Source organism: Bradyrhizobium symbiodeficiens, assembly GCF_002266465.3.
Classification (GTDB): domain Bacteria; phylum Pseudomonadota; class Alphaproteobacteria; order Rhizobiales; family Xanthobacteraceae; genus Bradyrhizobium; species Bradyrhizobium symbiodeficiens.
On record NZ_CP029427.2, the window covers coordinates 6,424,520 to 6,447,001 of the forward strand.

Annotated in this window: 20 protein-coding genes; 9 read left to right on the forward strand and 11 right to left on the reverse strand. The window is 64.8% G+C overall.

Annotation, left to right across the window (positions count from 1 at the left end; translation table 11 throughout):
- Positions 1-41: 41 nt before the first annotated feature.
- From CIT39_RS30260 to CIT39_RS30275, 4 genes are all read left to right on the forward strand, one after another.
- A complete protein-coding gene (locus tag CIT39_RS30260) occupies positions 42-1,190 on the forward strand; it encodes an alpha/beta hydrolase (protein WP_094976632.1) in 1,149 nt (382 codons plus the stop codon).
- Between the two features lie 67 nt (positions 1,191-1,257).
- Positions 1,258-2,229, forward strand: a complete 972-nt coding sequence (gene mbfA, locus CIT39_RS30265) for an iron exporter MbfA (protein WP_094976631.1) — start codon at positions 1,258-1,260, stop codon at positions 2,227-2,229.
- A gap of 85 nt (positions 2,230-2,314) precedes the next feature.
- Positions 2,315-3,787, forward strand: coding sequence for an amidase (locus CIT39_RS30270; RefSeq protein ID WP_094976630.1), 1,473 nt, complete (start codon positions 2,315-2,317; stop codon positions 3,785-3,787).
- A gap of 420 nt (positions 3,788-4,207) precedes the next feature.
- Positions 4,208-5,449, forward strand: coding sequence for a hypothetical protein (locus CIT39_RS30275; protein ID WP_244607471.1), 1,242 nt, complete (start codon positions 4,208-4,210; stop codon positions 5,447-5,449).
- Between the two features lie 33 nt (positions 5,450-5,482).
- Here the strand turns inward: CIT39_RS30275 and CIT39_RS30280 are convergent, their stop codons facing one another.
- Positions 5,483-6,571, reverse strand: coding sequence for a Zn-dependent alcohol dehydrogenase (locus CIT39_RS30280; RefSeq protein WP_094976628.1), 1,089 nt, complete (start codon positions 6,569-6,571; stop codon positions 5,483-5,485).
- A gap of 45 nt (positions 6,572-6,616) precedes the next feature.
- The gene (locus tag CIT39_RS30285; RefSeq protein ID WP_094976627.1) at positions 6,617-8,401 is read right to left on the reverse strand and encodes an acyl-CoA dehydrogenase family protein; all 1,785 of its coding nucleotides are present in this window, start codon (positions 8,399-8,401) and stop codon (positions 6,617-6,619) included.
- Positions 8,402-8,633: 232 nt separating this feature from the next.
- On the opposite strand from CIT39_RS30285, the gene CIT39_RS30290 reads away from it, so the two are divergent.
- Positions 8,634-9,335, forward strand: coding sequence for an SDR family NAD(P)-dependent oxidoreductase (locus CIT39_RS30290; protein ID WP_094976626.1), 702 nt, complete (start codon positions 8,634-8,636; stop codon positions 9,333-9,335).
- 116 nt (positions 9,336-9,451) lie between these two features.
- Positions 9,452-10,282, forward strand: coding sequence for an enoyl-CoA hydratase (locus CIT39_RS30295; RefSeq protein ID WP_094976625.1), 831 nt, complete (start codon positions 9,452-9,454; stop codon positions 10,280-10,282).
- 201 nt (positions 10,283-10,483) lie between these two features.
- On the opposite strand, the gene CIT39_RS30300 is transcribed toward CIT39_RS30295, so the two are convergent.
- Both CIT39_RS30300 and CIT39_RS30305 read right to left on the reverse strand, forming a co-directional pair.
- A complete protein-coding gene (locus tag CIT39_RS30300) occupies positions 10,484-11,107 on the reverse strand; it encodes a GNAT family N-acetyltransferase (RefSeq protein WP_094976624.1) in 624 nt (207 codons plus the stop codon).
- 68 nt (positions 11,108-11,175) lie between these two features.
- The gene (locus CIT39_RS30305) at positions 11,176-11,379 is read right to left on the reverse strand and encodes a DUF1127 domain-containing protein (RefSeq protein WP_094976623.1); all 204 of its coding nucleotides are present in this window, start codon (positions 11,377-11,379) and stop codon (positions 11,176-11,178) included.
- A gap of 110 nt (positions 11,380-11,489) precedes the next feature.
- On the opposite strand from CIT39_RS30305, the gene CIT39_RS30310 reads away from it, so the two are divergent.
- Together CIT39_RS30310 and tcuC are read left to right on the forward strand one after the other, a co-directional pair.
- Entirely contained in the window at positions 11,490-12,389 is a 900-nt protein-coding gene (locus CIT39_RS30310) for a transcriptional regulator GcvA (protein ID WP_094976622.1), read from the forward strand.
- A gap of 143 nt (positions 12,390-12,532) precedes the next feature.
- Positions 12,533-13,858 carry an MFS transporter gene (gene tcuC, locus CIT39_RS30315; RefSeq protein WP_094976621.1) on the forward strand — a complete coding sequence of 442 codons (1,326 nt, stop codon included), beginning with the start codon at positions 12,533-12,535 and terminating at the stop codon, positions 13,856-13,858.
- A gap of 117 nt (positions 13,859-13,975) precedes the next feature.
- On the opposite strand, the gene CIT39_RS30320 is transcribed toward tcuC, so the two are convergent.
- The 3 genes from CIT39_RS30320 to CIT39_RS30330 are packed head-to-tail and all read right to left on the reverse strand — an operon-like array spanning position 13,976 to position 16,582.
- Positions 13,976-14,389, reverse strand: a complete 414-nt coding sequence (locus tag CIT39_RS30320; protein ID WP_094976620.1) for a Rieske (2Fe-2S) protein — start codon at positions 14,387-14,389, stop codon at positions 13,976-13,978.
- Positions 14,389-15,498, reverse strand: a complete 1,110-nt coding sequence (locus CIT39_RS30325) for an amidohydrolase family protein (RefSeq protein WP_094976619.1) — start codon at positions 15,496-15,498, stop codon at positions 14,389-14,391. The genes CIT39_RS30320 and CIT39_RS30325 overlap by 1 nt, the downstream gene beginning before the upstream one ends.
- 25 nt (positions 15,499-15,523) lie before the next feature.
- Positions 15,524-16,582 carry an amidohydrolase family protein gene (locus tag CIT39_RS30330; protein ID WP_094976618.1) on the reverse strand — a complete coding sequence of 353 codons (1,059 nt, stop codon included), beginning with the start codon at positions 16,580-16,582 and terminating at the stop codon, positions 15,524-15,526.
- Between the two features lie 144 nt (positions 16,583-16,726).
- Here CIT39_RS30330 and CIT39_RS30335 point away from each other — a divergent pair, with 144 nt between their 5' ends.
- Positions 16,727-17,209 (forward strand): CinA family protein, encoded by a 483-nt coding sequence (locus tag CIT39_RS30335; RefSeq protein WP_094976617.1) that lies wholly within the window; start codon positions 16,727-16,729, stop codon positions 17,207-17,209.
- Between the two features lie 171 nt (positions 17,210-17,380).
- Here the strand turns inward: CIT39_RS30335 and CIT39_RS30340 are convergent, their stop codons facing one another.
- From CIT39_RS30340 to CIT39_RS30355, 4 genes are all read right to left on the reverse strand, one after another.
- Positions 17,381-17,656 (reverse strand): DUF1488 family protein, encoded by a 276-nt coding sequence (locus CIT39_RS30340; RefSeq protein WP_094976616.1) that lies wholly within the window; start codon positions 17,654-17,656, stop codon positions 17,381-17,383.
- 84 nt (positions 17,657-17,740) lie between these two features.
- The gene (locus CIT39_RS30345; protein WP_094976615.1) at positions 17,741-19,210 is read right to left on the reverse strand and encodes an AMP nucleosidase; all 1,470 of its coding nucleotides are present in this window, start codon (positions 19,208-19,210) and stop codon (positions 17,741-17,743) included.
- Positions 19,211-19,375: 165 nt separating this feature from the next.
- The gene (locus CIT39_RS30350) at positions 19,376-20,710 is read right to left on the reverse strand and encodes an HlyD family type I secretion periplasmic adaptor subunit (protein ID WP_101635090.1); all 1,335 of its coding nucleotides are present in this window, start codon (positions 20,708-20,710) and stop codon (positions 19,376-19,378) included.
- Positions 20,707-22,455, reverse strand: coding sequence for a type I secretion system permease/ATPase (locus tag CIT39_RS30355; RefSeq protein ID WP_094977062.1), 1,749 nt, complete (start codon positions 22,453-22,455; stop codon positions 20,707-20,709). Before CIT39_RS30355 ends, CIT39_RS30350 begins: the two co-directional genes overlap by 4 nt.
- Positions 22,456-22,482 lie beyond the last annotated feature (27 nt).

Here is a 22,482-nt window from a genome sequence, read left to right on the forward strand (position 1 = left end):
TCCTTCGGACGGCTATGCCCCGCCATGACGAGGAAACAAACATGACTGCTCTCCCCGACATCCCCCTGCCCGCCGGAATCCGCTCGCGCACCGTCGACGGCATCAACGGCTTGCGCATGCATGTGCTCGAGGCGGGCTTCGAGACCAAGGGCCGTCCCTGCATCCTGCTGTTGCACGGTTTTCCGGAGCTCGCCTTCTCCTGGCGCAAGGTGATGCCGACGCTGGCTGCTGCCGGCTATCACGTGATCGCGCCGGACCAGCGCGGCTATGGCCGCACCACGGGCTGGACAGCGGACTATGACGGCGACCTCACGCCGTTCTCGCTTCTCAACCTCGTGCGCGACGCGCTCGCCCTGGTGTCGGCGTTCGGCTACAGGCAGGTCGATCTGGCCGGGCACGATTTCGGCAGCCCGGTTGCGGCATGGTGCGCACTGATCCGGCCCGACGTATTTCGCTCGGTGACGCTGATGAGCGCGCCGTTCGGCGGAGCGCCGACGCTGCCGTTCAATACGGTCGACACACCGGCAAAGCCGCCCGCCGAAGACCCTGTTCATCGCGAGCTCGCCGCGCTGCCGCGCGCGCGCATTCATTATCAATGGTACTATTCGACACGCCCGGCCAATGCGGACATGCTGCACGCGCCGCAGGGCGTGCATGATTTCCTGCGCGCCTATTATCATCACAAGAGCGCCGACTGGACCGATAACAAGCCGTATCCGCTGAAATCGTGGTCAGCCGGCGAGCTGGCAAAGCTGCCGACTTACTATGTGATGGATGCCGGCGAGACCATGGCCGAGACGGTCGCGAAGGAGATGCCGTCGGCCGCGGCGATCGCCGCCAATCGATGGCTGCCGGATAGCGACCTCGCCTACTACGCCGCCGAATATGGCCGCACTGGATTCCAGGGCGGGCTGCAATGGTACCGCTACGGCACCACGGGCATGCTCAACAGCGAGATGCAATTGTTCGCGGGCCGCAGTATCGACGTGCCCTCATGCTTCATCTCGGGCAAGCAGGATTGGGGCACTTATCAGCGCCCCGGCACCTTCGAGGCGATGCAGGGGCGCGGCTGCACGAAGATGCTCGGGTGCCACCTCGTCGACGGCGCCGGCCATTGGGTGCAACAGGAGCAACCCGCCGAGGTAAGCCGGCTGCTGCTCGACTTCCTCGCCAGGGCCAGCACGGCCTGATTTGACCCGGAAACGGAGGCGCCCTATATAGTTTAGAATAATTCTAAACTATCAAAACAGGCCCACCGTGAAGAATTTTGCCGACCTGACCGAGCGCGAGGTGCTTGCGGTCGCGATCTCCTCCGAGGAGGAGGACAGCCGTATCTACATGACCTTCGCGGAGGACCTGAAGGAACGCTATCCGGACTCTGCCAAGCTGTTCGAGCAGATGGCCGAGGAGGAGCGCGGCCATCGCCATATGCTGCTGGAACTCTATGAGCAGCGCTTCGGCCCGCATCTGCCGCCGATCCGGCGCGAGGACGTCAAGGGATTCCTGCGCCGCCGCCCGGTCTGGCTGACCAAGAACCTGTCGCTCGACGCCATCCGCAGGGAAGTCGAGACCATGGAGATGCAGGCGGAGCGCTTCTATGTGAAGGCCGCCCAACAGGCCCAGGATGTCGGCGTGCGCCGCCTGCTCGGCGATCTCGCCGAAGCCGAGAAGGCCCATGAGGAGACCGCCGCAAAGCTGACCGGCGAGATCCTGAATTCCGACGTCCGCGCCGAGGAGGATCGCACCAACCGCCGCATGTTCGTGCTGCAATACGTGCAGCCGGGCCTCGCCGGCCTGATGGACGGCTCGGTCTCGACGCTGGCGCCGCTGTTTGCGGCGGCCTTCGCCACGCACCAGAACTGGCAGACCTTCCTCGTCGGTCTTGCCGCCTCGATCGGCGCCGGCATCAGCATGGGGTTTGCGGAAGCGCTTTCGGACGACGGCTCGCTGACAGGCCGCGGCTCGCCCTGGCTGCGTGGTCTCACCTGCGGGGCGATGACGACGCTCGGCGGGCTCGGCCATACCTTGCCCTATCTCGTGCCGGACCATTGGGCCAACGCGTTCTGGATCGCGACCGCGATCGCCGGCGTCGTCGTGTTCTTCGAATTATGGGCGATCGCCTTCATCCGCGCGCGGTACATGGACACGCCGTTCCTCCAGGCCGTATTCCAGATCGTGCTCGGCGGCGCGATCGTGCTGGCGGTGGGGATATTGATCGGGGCGGCGTAGGTCGCGTCAATCGCGGTCAAACAGCCGTTGCAGCATTCGGACAAACTGCGCATCATCCTCCGACAACAAGAGCAGGAGAAGCGCCGTGGCGAGATCGGAATGGAGTTTCAAGAGCGCGGTCGAACTGTCGGCCGCGTTGACCGCAAAGAAGGTCTCCGCGGTCGAGCTTACCCAGAATGCCATCGACCGCATCGAGCGTCACGACGGCAAGGTCAACGCGATCTGTGTGCGCGATTTCGACCGCGCGCTGAGTGCCGCGCGCGATGCGGACGCCGCCTTGGCGCGCGGCGAGCGCAAGCCCTTGCTCGGCCTGCCCGTCACGGTGAAAGAATCCTTCAACATTGCGGGCCTGCCCACGACCTGGGGCTGGACGCCGCAAAAGGATTTCAAGCCGACGGAGGACGCGCTGTCGATCTCCCGGGTGAAGAACGCCGGCGGCGTCATTCTCGGCAAGACCAACGTTCCCGTGGGCCTGGGGGACTGGCAGAGCTACAACGACATCTACGGCACGACCAACAATCCATACGATCTCGGCCGCACGCCCGGCGGCTCATCGGGCGGCTCGTCGGCAGCGCTTGCGGCCGGCTACGGACCGCTCTCGCTCGGATCCGACATCGGCGGCTCGCTGCGCGTGCCCGCATTCCATTGCGGTGTCTATGCGCACAAGCCGACCTACAATCTCTGCCCGACGCGCGGCCATACGCCGCCGCCATTTCCGGCGATCCCGATGGAACGCGATATGGCGGTGATCGGTCCGATGGCGCGGAGTGCGGCCGATCTGATGCTGCTGCTGGACGTGATGGCCGGTCCCGATCCGATCGACCTCGGCGTCGGCTACAAGCTCGCGCTGCCGGATGCACGCCACGACAAGCTGAAGGATTTCCGCCTGCTCGTGATCGACAGTCATCCCTTGTTGCCCGCGAATGCCGACATTCGCGGCGCGATCGAGACGCTGGCCGGGCGATTGACGGGCGCCGGCGCGAGCGTCGCGCGCGAAAGCCCGCTGTTTCCCGACTTCCGCGAGGCCACGCGCCTCTATATGCGCATGCTGATGAGCTTCCTGGGCGCCTTCTTTCCGCCCGACATCCTCGCCGGCGCGCGGGCCGGCGCGGCGCAGCTCTCAACCGACGACAAGAGCCTTGCCGCCGAACGACTGCGCGGCATGACCAGCACCCATCAGGCCTGGGTGTTCGACGAGGGCGCGCGCGCCGGGCTGCGCGCGCAGTGGCGGCAGTTGTTCAGGACATTCGATGCGGTGATCTGTCCGATCATGCCGACCCCCGCCTATCCGCATGACCATTCGCCGGAGCAGGAGAAGCGCCGGATCAATATCGATGGCAAGGACCATGTCTATCCGGACCAGCTTGCCTGGCCCGGCATCGCCACGCTGACGGGCTTGCCGGCCACGGCCGTTCCGCTCGGTCTGTCCAAGGAGGGCCTGCCGGTCGGCGTCCAGATCATCGGCCCCTTCCTCGAAGACCGCACGCCGCTGAAGCTTGCCGAGCTAATCGAGCGTGAATTCGGCGGGTTCACGCCGCCGAAAATGTTCGACGATTAATGCTCCCCGTCGGGGTGAGGAGCCCTTGCGACCAAGCAATCCGGATTGCATCCGCGGAGACATTCCTGGATTGCTTGCTGCCCATAAATCAATCGCTAACCAAACAATCTTTTCCCGAGCGATGTGCCAACCGCACATCTGACGTTTATCCGGCTGGCAATTGTTCGCCACTAGACATTGCAGGTCACGGCAGCCCCCCTCAAAGAGGAAGTCGCGGGGGGCGCGTTGCGAAATCCGGAGTGCTTCTGAGCCTGGTGAAGGCGACCGCTCAAATCCAGCAAGAGTGATTGCGTGATAAAGGACACAATCGAGATAGGCGCGCTCCGCGATCCCTATCATCGCGCCAATCCGGACGAGACGCTGCCCGAGAGATGGCGCACTCCGATTGCCATAGCGATCGGATGCGGGCTTCTGGGCATCGTGCTCCGTTACCTCGCGCGGGAACACGCGACCGCCGACGCCGCCGAGTACATCACCTGGTATACCTTTGCGCGAGATCATGGCATTGGCGGGCTGGCCGAGGCTTTCACCAACTACACGCCGTTTTACAGCTACCTGCTGCTGATCGCTGCCCGATTTGACTGGCTGGGCCAGCCGCTGTCCCTCGTGAAGATGATCTCGGCAATCTTCGAGGTCGGCTGCGCGATTGTCGTGGCCCGGATGGTCTGGCGCGTTACAAGCGTGCCGTTGCGCGCGTCCCTGGCCTTCTGCGCGGTGTGGCTTGCGCCGACGGTGCTCTTCAACGGGGCCATGTGGGGACAGGCCGATTCGATCTGGGCTTTCTTCGCGCTGATTTCCGTGGCGATGTTCATGGGGGACCGAAACGGCGTTGTGCCATTCGCAGTCGCCTGTTCGGTGAAGGCCCAGGGCGTCTTCCTGGGGCCGTTCGTGTTGGGCATGATCCTGCGTCGCAGGATCCATTTGGCATGGCTTGCCGCAATTCCGGCAGTCTATGCGGTCCTCGCCATTCCGGTTCTCGTCGCCGGCAGATCCGTGGTCTCCGTGCTCGGGGTCTATCTCGACCAGGCTCACACCTTTCACCGCCTCACGATGAATGCAGCGAATGTCTGGGTATTCGCCGGCGTAACGCCGTACGCGGTCGGAGTTGCCGCCGGCCTCGTGCTCGCAGCGGCGAGCGGACTTGCCCTGTCGATCTTCATCGCACAGTCCAAGCGGACGGGCCCGGAGTTCATTCTGCTCGTCGCGTGCGTATCGTTCGTCCTCATGCCCTACCTGCTTCCGAAGATGCACGAGCGCTATTTCTATGCGTTCGAACTCGCGTCCATCGCCCTGGCCTGCCTCAATCTGCGGTATCTGCCCTTCGCGGTGATCGCCCAGGTGGATGGCGTGCTATCCTATCTCGCATTCGAGAGCGGGATCGTCATGGGCCTGCTGCCGGCGGCGCTCTGCAACACCGTTCTCGTGTTGTACCTCGTGCTCGATCTACGCCACGGCGAAATTGGATTTCGCTTTGCGAGGTTTGCCTGGCTTGGCTTCACCGCATCGACCGCGGGATCGTTCTCCTATTTGCTGTTCGCGGGTCCCGGCCTGAACGTATCCCTCGCCTATATGCTCGTCGCAGGTCTCGCCACGGCCATGACGCTGCTGCTCGTGAAGGAGACGCGCTGCGCCTCGGCCGACGCTCTCGCCGCGTCGCGTTGACTCGAGCTCCCGGCGACGACGGCGTCCGTTGCGCTAGCTGTCGAAGACGATCACGCTACGCAGCGTCTTGCCGGCTTTCATGTTGGCAAAGCCTTCGTTGATCTCGCTCAGCTTCAACTTGGCCGAGATCCAGTCCTCCAGATGCAGCCGTCCCCGCAGGTAGAAATCGACCAGTCGCGGCATGTCGACGCGGAAATGGTTCGAGCCCATCGAGGAGCCCTGGATCCGGCGCTCGCGCAGGAAATCGAAACCGTGCAGCTCGATCTTCTGGCCGAACGGGATCATGCCGACGATGGTGGCCGTGCCGCCGGAGGCGAGCATGCCGAACGCCTGCTCAGCGGTTTCCTTGCGGCCAAGCACCTCGAAGGAATGATGCACCCCGCCATTGGTGAGGTCGCGCACCTGCTTCACCACGTCGCCGTCGGCGGGGTTGACGATGTCGGTCGCACCCAGCTTGGTCGCGAGCTGGAGCTTGGCCGGATTGGTGTCGATGGCGATGATGCGGCCGGCGCCTGCGATCTGGGCGCCGTTGATCGCGGCCATGCCGACGCCGCCGCAGCCAATTACCGCCACGGTTTCACCCGCCGTCACTTTCGCAGTATTCACCACGGCGCCATAGCCGGTGATGACGCCGCAGCCGATCAGCGCGGCGAGATCGAGCGGCATTTCTTTACGGATTTTGACGATCGCGTTCTCGTGCACCAGCATCTGTTCGGCAAAGGACGAGAGATTGAGGAACTGGTGCAGCTTTTCGGGCTTGGACCACTGCATCCGGTTTGAGACGCCCGGCAGCAGCTTCACGGTGGTGTCGGTACAGAGCACGGTGCGGCCGGTGGTGCAGTTGTCGCAGGTGCCGCAGAACACCGACAGGCAGGTGACGACGTGGTCACCCGGCTTGACGTAAGTGACATCGGAGCCGACCTGCTCGACGACGCCGGCGGACTCGTGGCCGAGCACCGCGGGCAGCGGATGCGGATAAAGCCCTTCCATGAAATGCAGGTCGGAGTGACAAAGCCCGGCGACCGTGGTGCGGATCAGGACTTCGCGCGGACCGGGCTTCGGCAGGCTGACATCCTCGATGACCAGCGGCTGGTTGACTTCATAGAGGACGGCGGCCTTCATCGAGCACTCCCTGTCGCGTTTCTTGGTTTGATCGTGGCGTGCAGCCTACGCCGCCAGAACCAGTTCGCCAACCTCGCTCATGCCGGCTGAGCGTTCGCCGAGCAGCAGCGCGGCGAGCCTGGCCTGCGTGGCATTTTCCGTGAGCCGGAACGGATCGCTCGGTGCCACCCGATGATCGATCACCAGCCGCGACAACAGCAGCCGGCGCGCATCGCCGCGCATCTCGTGGATGCGGTGCGCCTCCCAGGCGAGCGCGACCGCGCTTGCGACATGATAGAGCAGGCTCGTCGCACGACGCGCATCGGCTTCGTTCTCGGATTTCCCCGCAACCTCGCGCGCGAAGCCGACGGCGCGATCGACCAGGCCGCGCAGATTGTCGCGCCAGGCCTGCGGCACTGACGCGCTGTCATCGAGCCGGGCATGCAGATCGGCCGCAAGCGCGGATTCCGCGCCATGGCGGCCGACCGCGCGCCTGAGCGCATCGATCGCGACGATGTTGCCGGTGCCTTCCCAGACCGAACCGAGATGCGCGTCGCGCAGCAGGCGCGGTGTGGCGAACTCCTCGATATAGCCGATGCCGCCGCGCATCTCGAGCGCATCACCGCAGACCTTTCGCGCATCACGGGTGGCGCGGAATTTCAGCGTCGGGGTGAGAATGCGCAACAATGCCGCCGCATCCTGGCTGCCGGCCTCGGCACGGTCGAGCGCGTCGGCGGTGAGGAAGCTCATCGACAGCGCCTGCTCGACCGGTAGCATGATCTTCAGCATCTGCCGCCGGCCGAGCGGCAGGTCGATGATGCGGCTGCCGAACACCACGCGGTTGGTCGCGACCGTCATGGCGTCGTGATAGGCGCGGCGCATCAGCGCGGTCGACTTGACGCCGTTGGAGAGCCGCGACGAGTTCACCATCTCGGCCATCTGCACGAAGCCGCGGTCGAGCTTGCCGACGGCATAGGCGATGGCGCCTTCCAGCTTGATCTCGCCCGAGGCCATCGAGCGCGTGCCGAGCTTGTCCTTCAGGCGCACGATCCGGTAGTGGTTCTGCGAGCCATCGTCGAGGAAGCGCGGCATCAGGAACAGGCCGACGCCGCGCGTGCCGGGGCCGGCGCCTTCGGGACGCGCCAGCAGCATCACGACCTTAGCGTCGGCGTTCGAGCAGAACCATTTTTCGCCATAGAGCCGCCAATGGTCGCCCTCCTGTACCGCGCGCGTGGTCAGCGTGCCGACGTCGGAGCCACCCTCCTTCTCGGTCATAAACTGGCCGCCCTGGGTCAGCTTGCTCATGTCGGTCGAGGTCAGGCCGTCGAGATATTTCGCCTTCAGCGCCTCGCTGCCGAAATTCGCCAGCAGCTTGGCGCAGCCGTCGGTGACGTTGATCGGGCAGCCCATGCCGAATTCGGTCTGGTTGAACAGGAAGGTGAAGGCGTGCTTGGCCACGACAGGGTATTTGTCCGGCCAGCCCATGATGCCCTTGCGGAGCGAAAGCGCGTGGATGCCGAACTCGCCGAACGCGGCGTTCTCCAACTCGCGATAGGCCGGGTGATACTCGATCCACTGCACGTCGCGGCCGAACTTGTCGCGCTGGTGCAGTACCGGCGTGTGCCGGTCGGCAAGCCGCGCGCACTCGTCGAGGCGACCTCCGGCGAGCGCGCCGAGGCGGTCGAGATGCGGCTCGATGTGACGAAACAGCGCGTCCGGCAGGTGGATGCGCAACAGGTCGGCCAGCGCGGGGTCGGCGCGGTAGAAGTTCATGCCTGATGTATCGGGCGCCAGCAGGCCGGATGGTGCGGCCGCGACATGTCTTGCCTGCCCTGTGACCGGCTTGTGCATGATCGTCCTCTTCGTTCCTACCCCTGCGAACATTTTGCGCTGATTTGGCGCTTGCCGCGTTGAATGATGTCGATCATGCTCCAAGCGCGAGAAGCGATAAAGCCGCAAATTGTCAGGGAGGCATGAGCGCTTTGAAGGAGCAATTCGCTCTGCGGAATTGTGACCAACGCGGCTGGCCGTCAGCCCGGACCGTGCATAGATCAGCGGCTCCCTGTCTCCGAGAGATCACGCCATGGAACATCCGAAATACAAGATCGCTCTCATCGTCGGCGCCGGTGAAGGCCTGAGCGCCTCGCTGGCACGACTGCTCTCCAAGCAGGGCATCCGTGTCGCGCTTGCCGCGCGAAAGATCGAGAAGCTCGGCGCGCTCTGTAGCGAGACCGGCGCCAGGGCCTATGCCTGCAACGCGACCGAGCCCGATGAGGTCGAGCGGTTGTTTGGCCTCGTCGAGCGCGAGATCGGCACGCCGGACGTCGTGGTCTACAACGCCAGCGGCCGCACCCGCGGCCCGTTCGTCGACCTTGTTCCGGCCGACGTCGCGCAAGCCATCGCGATCAGCGCCTATGGCGGCTTCCTGGTGGCGCAGCAGGCGGCCAAGCGCATGTTGCCCAACAAGCACGGCGCGATCCTGTTCACCGGCGCCTCCGCCAGCGTCAAGGGCTACGCGCAGTCGGCCTCGTTCGCGATGGGCAAGTTCGCGTTGCGCGGCCTCGCGCAGAGCCTGGCGCGCGAATTGTCGCCGCAAGGCGTCCATGTCGCGCATTTCGTCATCGACGGCGGCATCCGCAGTGCGGCGAGGACGGAAGCCGAAGACAAGCCGGATTCGATGCTCGATCCCGATGCGATCGCGGAGAGCTATTGGAACGTACTGCAGCAGCCGCGCAGCGCCTGGAGCTGGGAGCTCGAGCTGCGGCCCTGGGTGGAGAAGTTTTGAAGACGAGGTCATAGGGTGGGCAAAGGCGCATAGCGCCGTGCCCACCTTCACGAACACCGGATGCTGAAATGGTGGGCACGCTTCGCTTTGCCCACCTTACAAGAGTAGGGAGCGACATGACCACGGAAACCACGATCGACACCGGCACCAACGAGCTCCTCTGCGTCATCCGCGACCGCGTCGCGATCATCACGCTGAACCGGCCGGAGGCGCGCAATTCGCTGTCGGATGCGCTGACCCCGGCGCTGCGCACGATGATCCGGAGCTGCGGCGAGGATCGCAACGTCGGCGCGCTCTTGATCACCGGCGCGGGCGAAGCGTTCTGCGCCGGCGGCAACGTCAAGGGCATGGGCGCGCATCGCGACAAGGCAAAGCTCGAGATGCCGCTTGAAGATCGCATCGCCGACCTGCAGGAACGGCAGCGGCTGCTCACCGGCGCGCTGGTGTCTGTGCGCAAGCCGACCATCGCCGCCCTGCCCGGCCCCGCGGTCGGCGCCGGGCTTGCCATCGCCATGGCCTGCGACATCCGCATCGCCGCGCAATCGGCCTTCGTCGCCACCGGCTATGCCCGCATCGCGCTGAGCGGTGATTACGGAATCGCCTGGCTGCTCACACGTCTGGTCGGGACTGCGCGGGCGCGGGAGCTGATGTTCACCGGCGACCGCGTCAATGCCGCGCGCGCCGAGGCCATCGGCCTCGTCAACCGCGTCGTGCCTGACGACAAATTGCAGGCCGAAGCCTTTGCGTTGGCGAAGTCGCTCGCCGAAGGCCCGCGCCTGGCGCTGCGCTACATGAAGGACAATCTCGACGAGGCCGTGCTGTTCGACTTCGAAACCGCGCGCGACCACGAAGCCGAGCGGCTGATCCGCCTCACCACGACCGCCGACCACAAGGAGGCGGTGCAGGCATTCATCGAGAAGCGCAAGGCGGTGTTCACGGGGAAGTAGCGGCATTCGCCCGGCATTCCGGGGGCGATGCGCAGCATCGAGCCCGGAATCCATCGAGCCGCAAAACGCCTGGTGAAATGGATTCCGGGTTCGCGCTACGCGCGCCCCGGAGTGACGGTGTGGAAACAGCTCGCCCATCCAATGACAGCGAGAAGGCAAAAGAAGCCCGGCACTGAAAACCAGGCCGGGCTTGCAGTTGTGTCAAACCGAGGCTGAGGGGCTTTCGGCCTGACGGGAAAGGGCGGCGAGGCGCCAGCTGGCGCAGGGAATATCCTTGGCTGCGACGCTGATCCCCTTGTCGAAGCGCACCAGCTTCCAATCATCGGGGTGAGTGACGAAGGCGAAGCCGGATTTGCGCGCGAGCGAGATCATGGTCTCGTTGGAACGCAGCGTGTCGCCAAAGATATGCTCGGCGCCAAGCGCGGCGGCGCGGCATTCGAGGTTCTTCATCAGCGCTGTGGCGATGCCGCGGCCCTGCCAGCGATCATGGACCGACAGGCCGAATTCGAGCGTCGCGGTTTCAGCGTGCAACGCATAGCGCGCTTCGGCGACGATGGTCTCGAAGCCGTCGACCATCATGGTCGCGACCACGGTGAAACGTTCGCGCTCACCGATCTGCAGGAAGTCGTGGAGCAGGCCGTTCGGCAGTTCGCTGATGGCACCGAAGAAGCGGTTGTAGCGGGAGCGGGTCGAGAGCGAGCGGAAATAGTGCTGAAGCTCCTCGGTATCGCGCGGCTCGACGAACCGGACGTCGAGCGCCGTGCCATCGCGGGTGCGCAGCGTGTCCGAATATTGCTTGAGGTCTTCGAGGCGGAGAGTGCTCATGATACGAGCCCTTCACAAAAGGGACCGCCGGCGCCCCTGTCATCAGGCGGCGCCGGCCTGGCGGCCAATCAGGCCCGCCAGAAGGGTTTGTCGGCCTCATAGGCGATATCGGACCAGGACAGTCCGACGTCGTGGAGATCGCGCGCGGTCCAATGGGCGAGCTCGCGCCTGGTGCGGTAGCGCTCGTGCCAGACATGAAGTGCCTCGCCGATCTGCTGGATCAGGCTTGGCGCATGATGATTTGTCATCGAATTATGGGTCAAAGTAGACATTTGAAGCTCCTTGAGCTAACTTCACTGCTAATATCTTCCTCTTAGTGCACTGCGACAAACGACAATTTGTACCCATTCGCATGAATTAACGTCATGTATCCTGCTGCCAGATGACTGCCAGATTGCCCTCCCTCAACGGATTGCGGGCGTTCGAGGCCGCCGCGCGCCATCTCAGCTTCACGCTGGCGGCCTCCGAGCTGAACGTGACGCAGACCGCGATCAGCCATCAGATCCGAAGGCTCGAGGAGGAGCTCGGCATCCGCCTGTTCATCCGGCAGAACCGCGCGCTGGCGCTGACGCCGGAAGCGCGCGACTACCTCCCGGGCGTCCGCGCCGCCTTCAACGATCTCCGGCTGGCCACCGATCGTCTGCTGCGCAAGGACGACGACAAGGTGCTGACGGTCTCGACGCTGGCCTCGCTCGCGGCAAAATGGCTGCTGCCGCGGCTGACGGATTTCCAGGAAAGCCATCCCGGCATCGACGTGCGCATCACCACCTCGACCAGCCTGGTCGACTTCCAGCGGGACAATGTCGATGCCGCCATCCGCTATGGCCGCGGCCAATGGCCGGGCCTGCGCGCCGACTGGCTGATGGCGGACGAGCTGTTTCCGGTGTGCAGCCCGTCGCTGTTGCGCGGCGACAAGCCGCTGCGCCAACCGGAGGATTTGCGAGGCTATCCGCTGCTGCACACCTCGAACGCCAACAGCGACGATTGGCGGCTATGGCTGACCGCGGCGGGCCTGCCGGCCGATATCGCGCGGCAGCCCGGCATCACCTTCGATATGATTTTCATGACCATCCAGGCCGCGATCGACGGCATCGGCGTGGCGATGGGACGGACCTCTTACGTTCAGGACGACATCGCCAAGGGCCGCCTCGTGGTTCCCTTTAAGATCGCGCTGCCCGCCGACGCCGGCTTCTACCTGGTCGCGCCCGAGGGCCGCCGCGAAGCGCCGAAGCTGACCGCATTCCGCCAATGGATGCTCGCTGCAACGCAAAATAAAGCCTGAAAAATCATCAGCTTCCACGTCAAAATTGATTGACTCGCCGCGTCCTGCGCGAGAAAGGATGGGACATATTGTCACAGCAACAATCTGTCGCCTTGCCGTGAAATGATTCCCGGTCCGGCCACGTCTCGAAAGGGAGCAACGCCATGGTTGGACCAGCAACCAGTCCGCCTGAACTCAAATCGCGCATCGGCGCGATCCTGCGTGCCACCTCAGGCAATTTCCTCGAACAGTTCGACTTCTTCCTGTTCGGCTTCTATGCGGCCGCGATCGGCAAAGCGTTCTTCCCGTCCTCTGATGAAACGGCATCGCTGCTCAATACTTTCGGCGTATTCTGGCTCGGCGCATTGATGCGGCCGGTCGGCGCGATCGTGCTCGGTTCTTACGTCGACCGCATCGGCCGCCGCCAGGGCCTGATCGTCACGCTCGGGATCATGGCTATCGGCACCGTCGTCATCGCGTTCTGTCCGAGCTACGCGACCATCGGCATCGCCGCGCCCGTCATCGTGCTGATCGGACGTTTGCTGCAGGGCTTCTCCGCCGGCGTCGAGCTCGGCGGCGTGTCGGTTTATCTCTCGGAGATCTCCACGCCGGGCAATCGCGGCTTCTACACCTCGTTCCAGTCGTCGAGCCAGCAGGTCGCGATCTTCGTGGCGTCGATCCTCGGCTATCTCCTGTCCGAGGTGATGCCGGCCGACACCGTCGCCGCCTGGGGCTGGCGCATTCCCTTCTTCGTCGGCTGTCTGATCATCCCCCTGATCTTCTCCCTGCGGCGGACGCTGGAGGAGACGCCGGCCTTCCTCGCCATGAAGAAGCATCCGACGGCCAGCGAGGTGTTTGCCTCCGCGCTCGCCAACTGGCGCATCGTCATCCTCGGCATGATGATCGCGATCCTGACCACGACGACGTTCTACTTCGTCACGGTGTACACGCCGACCTTCGGCAAGACCGTGCTGAAGCTGTCGACGCAGGACGCACTGCTGGTCACGCTGCTCGTTGCCGTGACCAACTTCTTCTGGAATCCGGTCGGCGGCGCGCTGTCCGACCGCATCGGCCGCAAGCCGGTGCTGATCACGATCGCCTGCCTGTCGCTGGTCACCGCCTATCCGGCGCTGCACTGGCTGGTGGCCGCGCCGAGCTTCGGCAAGCTGCTCGCGGTCGAGATGATGTTCTCGTTCTATTTCGGCGTCTACAGCGGCACCATGCTCGGCGCGCTGGTCGAGATCGTGCCGGCGCATGTGCGCACCACCTGCTTCTCGCTCGCCTTCGCGCTCGCCGCCGCCCTGTTCGGCACCTTCACGCCGTTCGCCTCGACCTTGCTGATCGAGCATACCGGCGACAAGGCATCGCCCGGTTATTGGCTGATGCTCGCGGCCGTGCTCGGCATCATCGCGGCAGCGACGGTCTACCGCGGCGGCCGCCGGGCGGTGACAACGTATGATGCTGTGGCGGAGCCAGTGGCGGGGCACTAGATTGGTGTCATTCCGGGGTGCGTCGAGGAGGCGAGCCCGGAATCCATCGTGCGACAAGAGTGCTGGGAGAAAATGGATTCCGGGCTCGCGCTACGCGCGCCCCGGAATGACGGAGGCTTACAGCTCCACCACCACGTAATCGCTCTCGACGCTCACCGGGATCGTCTCGGCGACATACGGCCCCTTCACGACGCTCGCACCCGGCTCGACATGGGCCGGATAGGCCTTCACGCGGAAGCGGCGGGGATCGCAATAGGACTGGCCGGTGCGGATGTCGAACTCCCAGCCGTGCCAGGGGCAGCGGATGATCTCGCCGAGTTTCGTATACTCGATCTCACCGGGCTCCTTCGACTGAGCAAGACCGATCAGTGGGCCCTCGCACAGCGCCGCGCCCTGATGCGGGCAGCGGTTCATCAGGCCGAAATATTCGCCCTTGATGTTGAAGACCGCGATCGGCCGCCCCTCGATCTCCAGGAATTTTCGCGTGCCGGGCGGCAACTCGTCGACCGACGCAATGACGTGTCTTGCCATCAGGAAATGCCGTACAGCTTCTTGGCGTTGCCCAAATAGAACGCCTCGCGATTGGCTTCGCTGACACCGGCCGGCAGCACGCGTGACGGCTCGTCATAATCCCAATGCGGATAATCGGTCGCGAACAGCAGCCGGTCCCAGCCGATCCAGTTGATGACGTCGAACAGATCTTCGCGCCGCTCCGGATCCTCCATCGGCTGCGTGGTCCACCACACCTGCTCTCGGATATATTCCGACGGCAGCCTTTTTACATGCGGCACTTCGCTCCTGAGCCGCTGCCAGACCTTGTCGAGCCGCCAGGCCAGCGAAGGCGCCCAGCCGAAGCCGGCCTCGATCATCACTATCTTCAGTTTCGGGAAGCGCTCGAACACGCCTTCCAGCACGAGGCTCGCCAGCGCCGATTGCTGGCACTGCGAATGGCCCACCATCTCCTCGATGTAATAGGACGGCCAGCCCGACGGCGTGATCGGGTTGCCGCCGAAGCCGAAGGCGTGGACGCCGACGGGAAGACCGGCTTCCTCCGCGGCCTGGTAGATCGGCCAGTAGCGGCGCTGGCCGAGCGGCTCGACATTGCGGCTGAGCAGCAGCACTTGCACGAAATTCTTGTCGCCGGCGCGCTCGCGGATCTCGGCGGCGGCCGATAGCCCGTCCTCATTGCCGACGACGATGGAGGCTTTCAGCCGCTTGTCCTTGCTGGTCCATTTGTCGATCTGCCAGTCGTTGATCGCCGAGCACAACGCGGCCGAAAGCTCGTGATTGCGGATGCCCTGCCCGGTGTTGAGCGGATTGAGCACGCCCAGCTGCACGTTGTTGGGATCGAGCAGCTGCTTCTGCATGAATGACAGCGAGGAGCCTTGCGGGCCGCCCTCGGGCGGATAGGCATCGCGGCGCGAGGCGTTGGGCTGGGCCTTCGGATAGGGCGGGCCTTCCATCATGCCCTGATAGGCATGGACGCCGTAAATCTCGAGATGATGCTGCCAGCGTTTGGCGAGATAGGGATAAAGCTCGGTGCGGGTGGCGCGTGCCGGATGGATGTCGCAGTCCGCGATCGCGGTTTTGACGGTCAATGGGGAAGCGGCTTCTTGGCTCTCGCGGAATTGGATATTCATCGCCTTGCCTCCTTTGGCAGCGGGCTCATGTCAGGCGGGGATAGGTCGCATGCGGATTTTCGATCATGATCTTGCGCACGAGATCGGGGGTGAGACCTTCGGGCAGCGCGTCCTGGCCCTCGAACTGCCAGTGCGGATAGTCCGTGGAGAATAGGACCAATTCATCGGACTGCATATGATCAAACAGGCGAATTAATGTCTCGGCCTCCGGCGGCGCATCAAATGGCTGTAAGGAGAAGCGGATGTTGCTGCGCACAATATCCAGCGGCGCGCGATCGACCCAAGGCGTCTCCATCCGCACCCCGCGCCAGAACTTGTGCAGGCGCCAGAGATAGGGGGAGATCCAGGAAACGCCGGATTCCAGCATCACCATTTTCAGGCGCGGATATTTGGCAAACACGCCCTCGACAATCAGGCTGGTGAGCTGGGCCTGGAACGCCTGGGCCTGCCCGACATAATCCTCGATGTGGTAGGACCCCCATCCCACGGCGGTCGGCGGATTGTGATAGGCGGAACCCGCGTGAATGCCGACGGGAAGCTCCAGCCGTTCCGCGGCCTCATAGATCGGCCACAGCGCGCGCTTGCCGAGCGGCGTATCGCCCATCACCAGCATCAGCACCTGGACGAAACGCTTGTCCTGCGCGCAGCGTTCGATCTCGGCCACGGCCTTCTCGACGCTTTGCGTCGGGATCACGATTGAGCCGCGCAGCCGCTTGTCGCGATCGAGCCACTCCTTCACCAGCCAGTCGTTCAGCGCGCGGCAGAAGGCAGCCTGCAAATCTTCCGAAAATACCATCTGCACGCCGTAGAGCGGATTGCAGATCGCGTAGCTGAGCTGGAAGGGATCGAGCACATGGCGCTGCATGTCCTCCAGGCTCTCGCCGGGTTTTCCACTCTCGGGGCGCCAGTCGGGCCGCGCCGTGATCGGTGAATTCTGCGGATAGGATTGCGAGACGAGGTCGACCATGCCGCGCGTCGTCACCTGGTCGCGCCAATAGTCGTTCAGGTAGGGCAGCAGGCTGGTCAGATGCGGCACGGCCGGATGCACGTCGCAATCCACCCCGCCGGCGATCAGGGACGCCATGACGTCTCCCTTCTCACGTTTCCTCGTATGTCTCTTCTTGTACCTGCTATTCAAGCAGGCCTGCCCGTCGCCCGCAACTCGGCCAAGCGTCCTGTCATATGCTAGGAAGGCTGAGCTCGGTTGCGAAGGGATAAGGGGTCAGGGATGAAAGAGCTCGTCGGCATTGCGGAACAGGTCGCGGCGCAGCTGATTGCGCGCAAGCAGACCATCGCCGTCGCGGAATCCTCGACCGGCGGCCTGATCGCGGCCAGCCTGCTCGCGGTGCCCGGCGCGTCCGCCTATTTTCTCGGCGGCGCGGTGGTCTACACCCGCGATGCCAGGCGCGTGCTGATGGATATTTCGGACGAAGGAATGAAGGGCTTTCGCTCCTCGTCGGAGCCCTACGCGCAACTGCTGGCGGAGCAGATGCGCAGCCGCTTCAGCTCCGACTGGGGCCTCTCCGAGACCGGCGCCGCCGGCCCCACCGGCAACCGTTACGGCGACGCCGCCGGCCATAGCTGCATGGCGGTGAGCGGACCTGTGGCGGAGGTGATGACGCTGGAGACGGGAAGCAGTGACCGGCTTGCGAACATGCAGGTGTTTGCGGCGACGGCGCTGAAGCAGTTGCTGAGGAAATTGGAAGGGTGAGCTGCTGTGGAGGCCAGTGAGCCGGGACAATCTCGCCACCAATATCGCTGTCACGCCACGCGAAAGCGGGGCATCCAGTACGCCGCGGCCTAGCGATTTAATCACGACCGTCTCGGCGTACTGGATCGCCCGGTCAAGGCCGGGCGATGACAGCGGAGATTGGAGCATCAACTACCGCCCCAAATGCCTCATGAAGATCCGCACCACATATCCCTGCACCCGCGGCGCCTCGTCGTAGATATCGGACGCGATCCGCTCGATGGTCTCGCGCAGGGACAGGAATTGCGCCTGGCGCGCGCTGCTTTCGGTGCCCTGCATGCCGGCGAGCTCGTCCATCGCGGCATCGCTGATCTGGCACTGCACGACCTCGCCGTCGTTCAGCATGGTGAAGCGGAAAGCCAGCCGTTCGCGGTCATGGCCGATGATCATGTCGCGCGTGAGCGGCATTGAGAACGGTCCGGTCGGCCCCCGGGCCGACAATGCTGAAAATCTCCACCCCTGTCAGCAGCGAAGCGACGGGAGCACCGCCCCCTACTGGAACGCGACTTCGGCAAAACTGCGGAGCTTTCGCGAATGCAGCCGCTCCGATTCCTGCTGCTTGAGCCGTTCCAGCGCCTTCAGCCCGATCTCGAGATGCTGGCCGACGCGGCGGCGGTAGAATTCGCTGGCCATGCCGGCGAGCTTGATCTCGCCGTGCAGCGGCTTGTCGGAAACGCAGAGCAGCGTGCCGTAGGGGACCCGGAAGCGGTAGCCGTTGGCGGCGATCGCGGCCGATTCCATGTCGAGCGCGACCGCGCGCGATTGGGAAAGGCGGCGGATCATCTCGGGGCCGCTGATCTCCCAATTGCGGTTGTCGACGCTGGCCACAGTCCCGGTGCGCATCAGGCGCTTGAGCTCGAACCCCTCGAGGCCGGTGACGTCCTCGACCGCCTCCTCGAGCGCGACCTGCATCTCGGCCAGCGCAGGGATCGGCACCCACGGCGGCAGCTCGCGGTCGAGCACGTGGTCTTCGCGCACATAGCCGTGGGCGAGCACGTAGTCGCCGAGGCGTTGCGTGTTGCGCAGGCCGGCGCAATGGCCGAGCATCAGCCAGGCATGCGGCCGCAGCACGGCGACATGGTCGGTGACGTTGCGCGCGTTGGACGGGCCGGTGCCGATGTTGATCAGGGTGATGCCGCGATAGCCCGGCGCGACCAGATGGAAGGCCGGCATCTGCGGCATGCGCGCCGGTGCATCCCCAGTGGTGCCACCGCCGCTGCGCATGACGACGTTGCCCGGCGCGACGAAGGCTTCGAGGCCAGCCTCGCTCGCCTGGAGCCGCTGCTGGGAGAGCTGCGCGAAGGCGTCGACATAAAACTGGTAGTTGGTGAAGATGACGAAATTCTGGAAATGCTCGGGGTCGGTGCCGGTGTAGTGATAGAGCCGGCGCAGCGAGTAATCGACGCGGGCGGCGCGGAACAGCGACAGCGGCTCGGGCGCGCCGGGCTGCAGCGCGAAGGTGCCGTCGGCGATGGAATCGTCCATGGTGCCGAGATCGGGCACGTCGAACGCATCGCGCAGCGATCGCGCGACGGGGGAATTCTCGCTGGTGGTGATCGCGGCTTCGATGTTGATGTCGCGGCGATATGCGAAATGGATCGGGATCGGCTCGGCGGATTCGCCGATCTCGACGGGCACGCCGTGATTCTGGATCAGGAGGCCGATCTGCTCGGTGAGATAGCTGCGAAACAGATCAGGCCGCGTCACGCTGGTCTCGTGTACGCCCGGTCCGGCAACGAAGCCGTAAGCGAGACGCGAGTCCAGCCGTGCATGCGTCGCGGTGGTGATGCGCACGAAGGGATAATAGGCCCGCACCCGCGTCGTGATCGCCTCGCCATTGACGTAAGCCTCGAACCGGTCGCGCAGGAATTTGGTGTTGCGCTCGTAGATCTCTTCGAGCCGCGCCACGGCAAGCGAGGCGTCGGAGAAGGATTCGGTGGCGATGGTGGGAAGGGATTGCATGGTTCGACCGCCGGGTTGCTTGGGGCTTGAGTCGAACTATAGCAAAAAGAAGGTGTCGTAGGGTGGGTTAGCGCAGCGTAACCCACCACTTCCGCTTGCGCGGATGGAGAAGCGGTGGGTTACGGCTTCGCCTAACCCACCCTACGAGATCGAGTTTGCCGCGCGTCACTTCTCCCGGAACGCCCGCATCAGCTGGTCTCGCAGGGGCTTCATCAGATAGGACAGCATGGTGCGGTCACCGGTCTGGACGAAGGCTTCCACCGGCATGCCGGGGATCATCTTGACGTCGCCGAGACGGGCGATCTCTTCGGCCGGCATCGTGACACGGATGGTGTAGTAGCTCTGCCCGGTGCGCTGGTCGGTGGTGACGTCGGGCGACACGCGGCTGACGAGGCCGTTGAGCTCGGGCGTGGTGCGCTGATTGAACGCGGAGAGGCGCAGCAGCGTCTTCTGGCCGATTTGAAGCTTGTCGATATCGACCGGATTGACCTTGGCCTCGACCTGGAGATCGTCGCCCTGTGGCACGATCAGCATCAGTGCGTCGCCGGCGGTGACGACGCCGCCGACGGTGTGCACGTTGGATTGCAGCACCATGCCGGCTTGCGGCGCGCGGATATCGATACGCCGGAGCTGGTCTTCGGCGGCGACCTTGCGCTCGATCAACTCGCCGATCTTGTCGTTGGTCTCGCGCAGGTCCTTGGAGACCTCACTCACCACGTCCTTGTCGACCTGGATGATCTGGAGTTCGGTCTCGGTGATCTTGCCCTTGGCCTGGGCGCGCGAGGCGATGTACTGCGCGCGCTCGCCGTTGAGACGGGCCGAGTCGCGTTCGAGCTGGGTCAGGCGCGAAATCTGCACCAGGCGCTTGTCGTAGAGCTCGCGCACGCCGGTGAGCTCGTTCAGCACCAGCGCGATCTCCTGATCCTTGGCCTTCTCCTGGGCGGCGAGGCCCGCGATCTCCTCGTTGAGCTGCGTGATGCGCTCGCGAAGCTGGGCCTTCTGTCCAGTGCGGCCGTTGACGCGGACGTCGAACAGCTTGGTTTCAGCGGACAGCAGCAGCTTGACGTCGGGATCACCGGCGCGATCGAGCAGGGCTTGCGGATATTCGATCCTGTCGACACCGCGCTGCTCGGCCTGCAAGCGGGCCGCACGCGCCAGCGCGGCGTCGAGATTCTTGGTGACGATGGCGAGATTCGCCTTGGTGACGGTGTCGTCGAGCCGCACCACGATGTCGCCAGCCTTGACCAGGTCGCCGTCGCGGGCTCGCACCTCGCCGACCACACCGCCGGTCGGATGCTGCACCTTCTTGACGTTGGATTCGACCACGATCTGGCCCGGCGCGATCAGCGCGCCCGAGATCAGCACGGTCGACGCCCAGCCGCCGAGACCGACGGCCAGGACCACCACGATGCCAAGTCCGAGCAGGAGGTGGAACTTGATCGAGTCTTGCACCGACTTCTTCGCGGCCGGCTTCGCGCCGCCGATGGCCATCGTGCTCATGGCTTGGCCACTCCGCCTTCGCTGACGATCTTGATCGGGGCCGGCGGGGTCACGCGCGGCTGCAGCACCTGGGCGAGCACCTGCTCCTTGGGGCCGAACGCCTGCATGCGGCCGTCGCGCAGCACCAGGACCTGGTCGACCGCCTCGACGCCGATCGGGCGGTGCGCCACCACGACGACGATGGCGCCGCGCTCGCGGGCGGCTCGGACGGCGCGGGTCAGCGCCTCGTCGCCTTCGGTGTCGAGGTTTGAGTTGGGCTCGTCGAGCACGATCAGGAAGGGGTTGCCATAGAGCGCGCGCGCCAGCGCCACGCGCTGCGCCTGGCCTGCGGAAAGCGCGGTGCCCTGCTCGCCGACTTGCGTGTTGTAGCCCTCGCGCATCTTGATGATCATCTCGTGCACGCCGGCCTCTTTCGCAGCCGCGATGATGCCCTCTGACGTCGCCTCGGGATCGAACCGGCTGATATTCTGGGCGATGGTGCCGCCGAACAATTCGACGTCCTGCGGCAGATAGCCGATGTGCCGGCCTAGCACGTCGGACGACCATTGATCGAGCGCCGCGCCGTCGAGCCGCACCTTGCCGCGTACCGGCTGCCAGACCCCGACCAGAGCGCGGATCAGCGACGACTTGCCCGAGCCGCTCGGGCCGATCACGCCGAGGCCGTTGCCGGCGGCGAGCGCGAAGGTGATGTCCTGCACGATCAGGCGCTGGTCGCCGGGCGGCACCATGGCGACGCCTTCGACCGAGAGCCGGCTGGTGGGCGCCTGCAACTGGGTCGGCATCGTCTGCGCCGGCATCTGCTCCAGCAAGCGGGTGAGGCGGTGCCAGCTCTGGCGTGCCGCGACGAAGGATTTCCAGTGCGCGATCGCGAGATCGACCGGCGCGAGCGCGCGGGCGGAGAGAATCGAGCCGGCGATGATGATGCCGGCGGTCGCCTCCTGGTGGATGACGAGATAGGCGCCGACCGCGAGCACGGCCGATTGCAACATCATGCGCAGCACCTTTGCGACCGCACCGAGACCGCCGGCGACGTCGCTCGCATGCTGATTGCCGGCGAGATATTTTTCGTTGGCCTCGCTCCAGCGCGCGTTCATCCGGCCGGCCATGCCCATCGACACCATGACTTCGGCGTTGCGGCGGCTGGCCTGGGCGAGATCGTTGCGCTGCGCGGCAAGGCCCATGGCGTCCTTCGCCGGCTGGCGGGACATGAACTCGGTGACCAGCGTCAGCCCGACCAGGATGATGGCGCCGACGAGAGCGGTGACGCCGATCATGACATGGAAGGCGAAGCAGATGGCGAGATAGAGCGGCAGCCAGGGCAGGTCGAAGAACGCGCTAGGACCCATGCCGCCGAGGAAGGAACGGACGTTGTCCAGATCACGCAGCGGCTGGAGACCTTCGTTGCGGCTGCCGACCAGCAGCGGCAGACGCACGATGGTGTCGAACACGCGCTTGTTGAGGGCTTCGTCGAGCGCGGTGCCGATCCGCCCCAGGATCCGGTTGCGGATCATGTCGAGCACGCCCTGCGCCATGTAGAGGAAGCTGGCGAGGATGATCAGGCCGACCAGCGTCGGGATGCTGCGGCTCGGCAGCACCCGGTCGTAAACCTCCAGCATGAAGATCGACCCGGTCAGATAGAGCAGGTTGATCATGCAGCTCATCAAGCCGACGCCGACGAACGCCGTGCGACAGGCGCGCAAGGCGTCACCGAGTTCTGAACGGCGGACGCCGGGACCGGCTGCCATCAGTCTGATCTCTTTCACGTGGGGGCC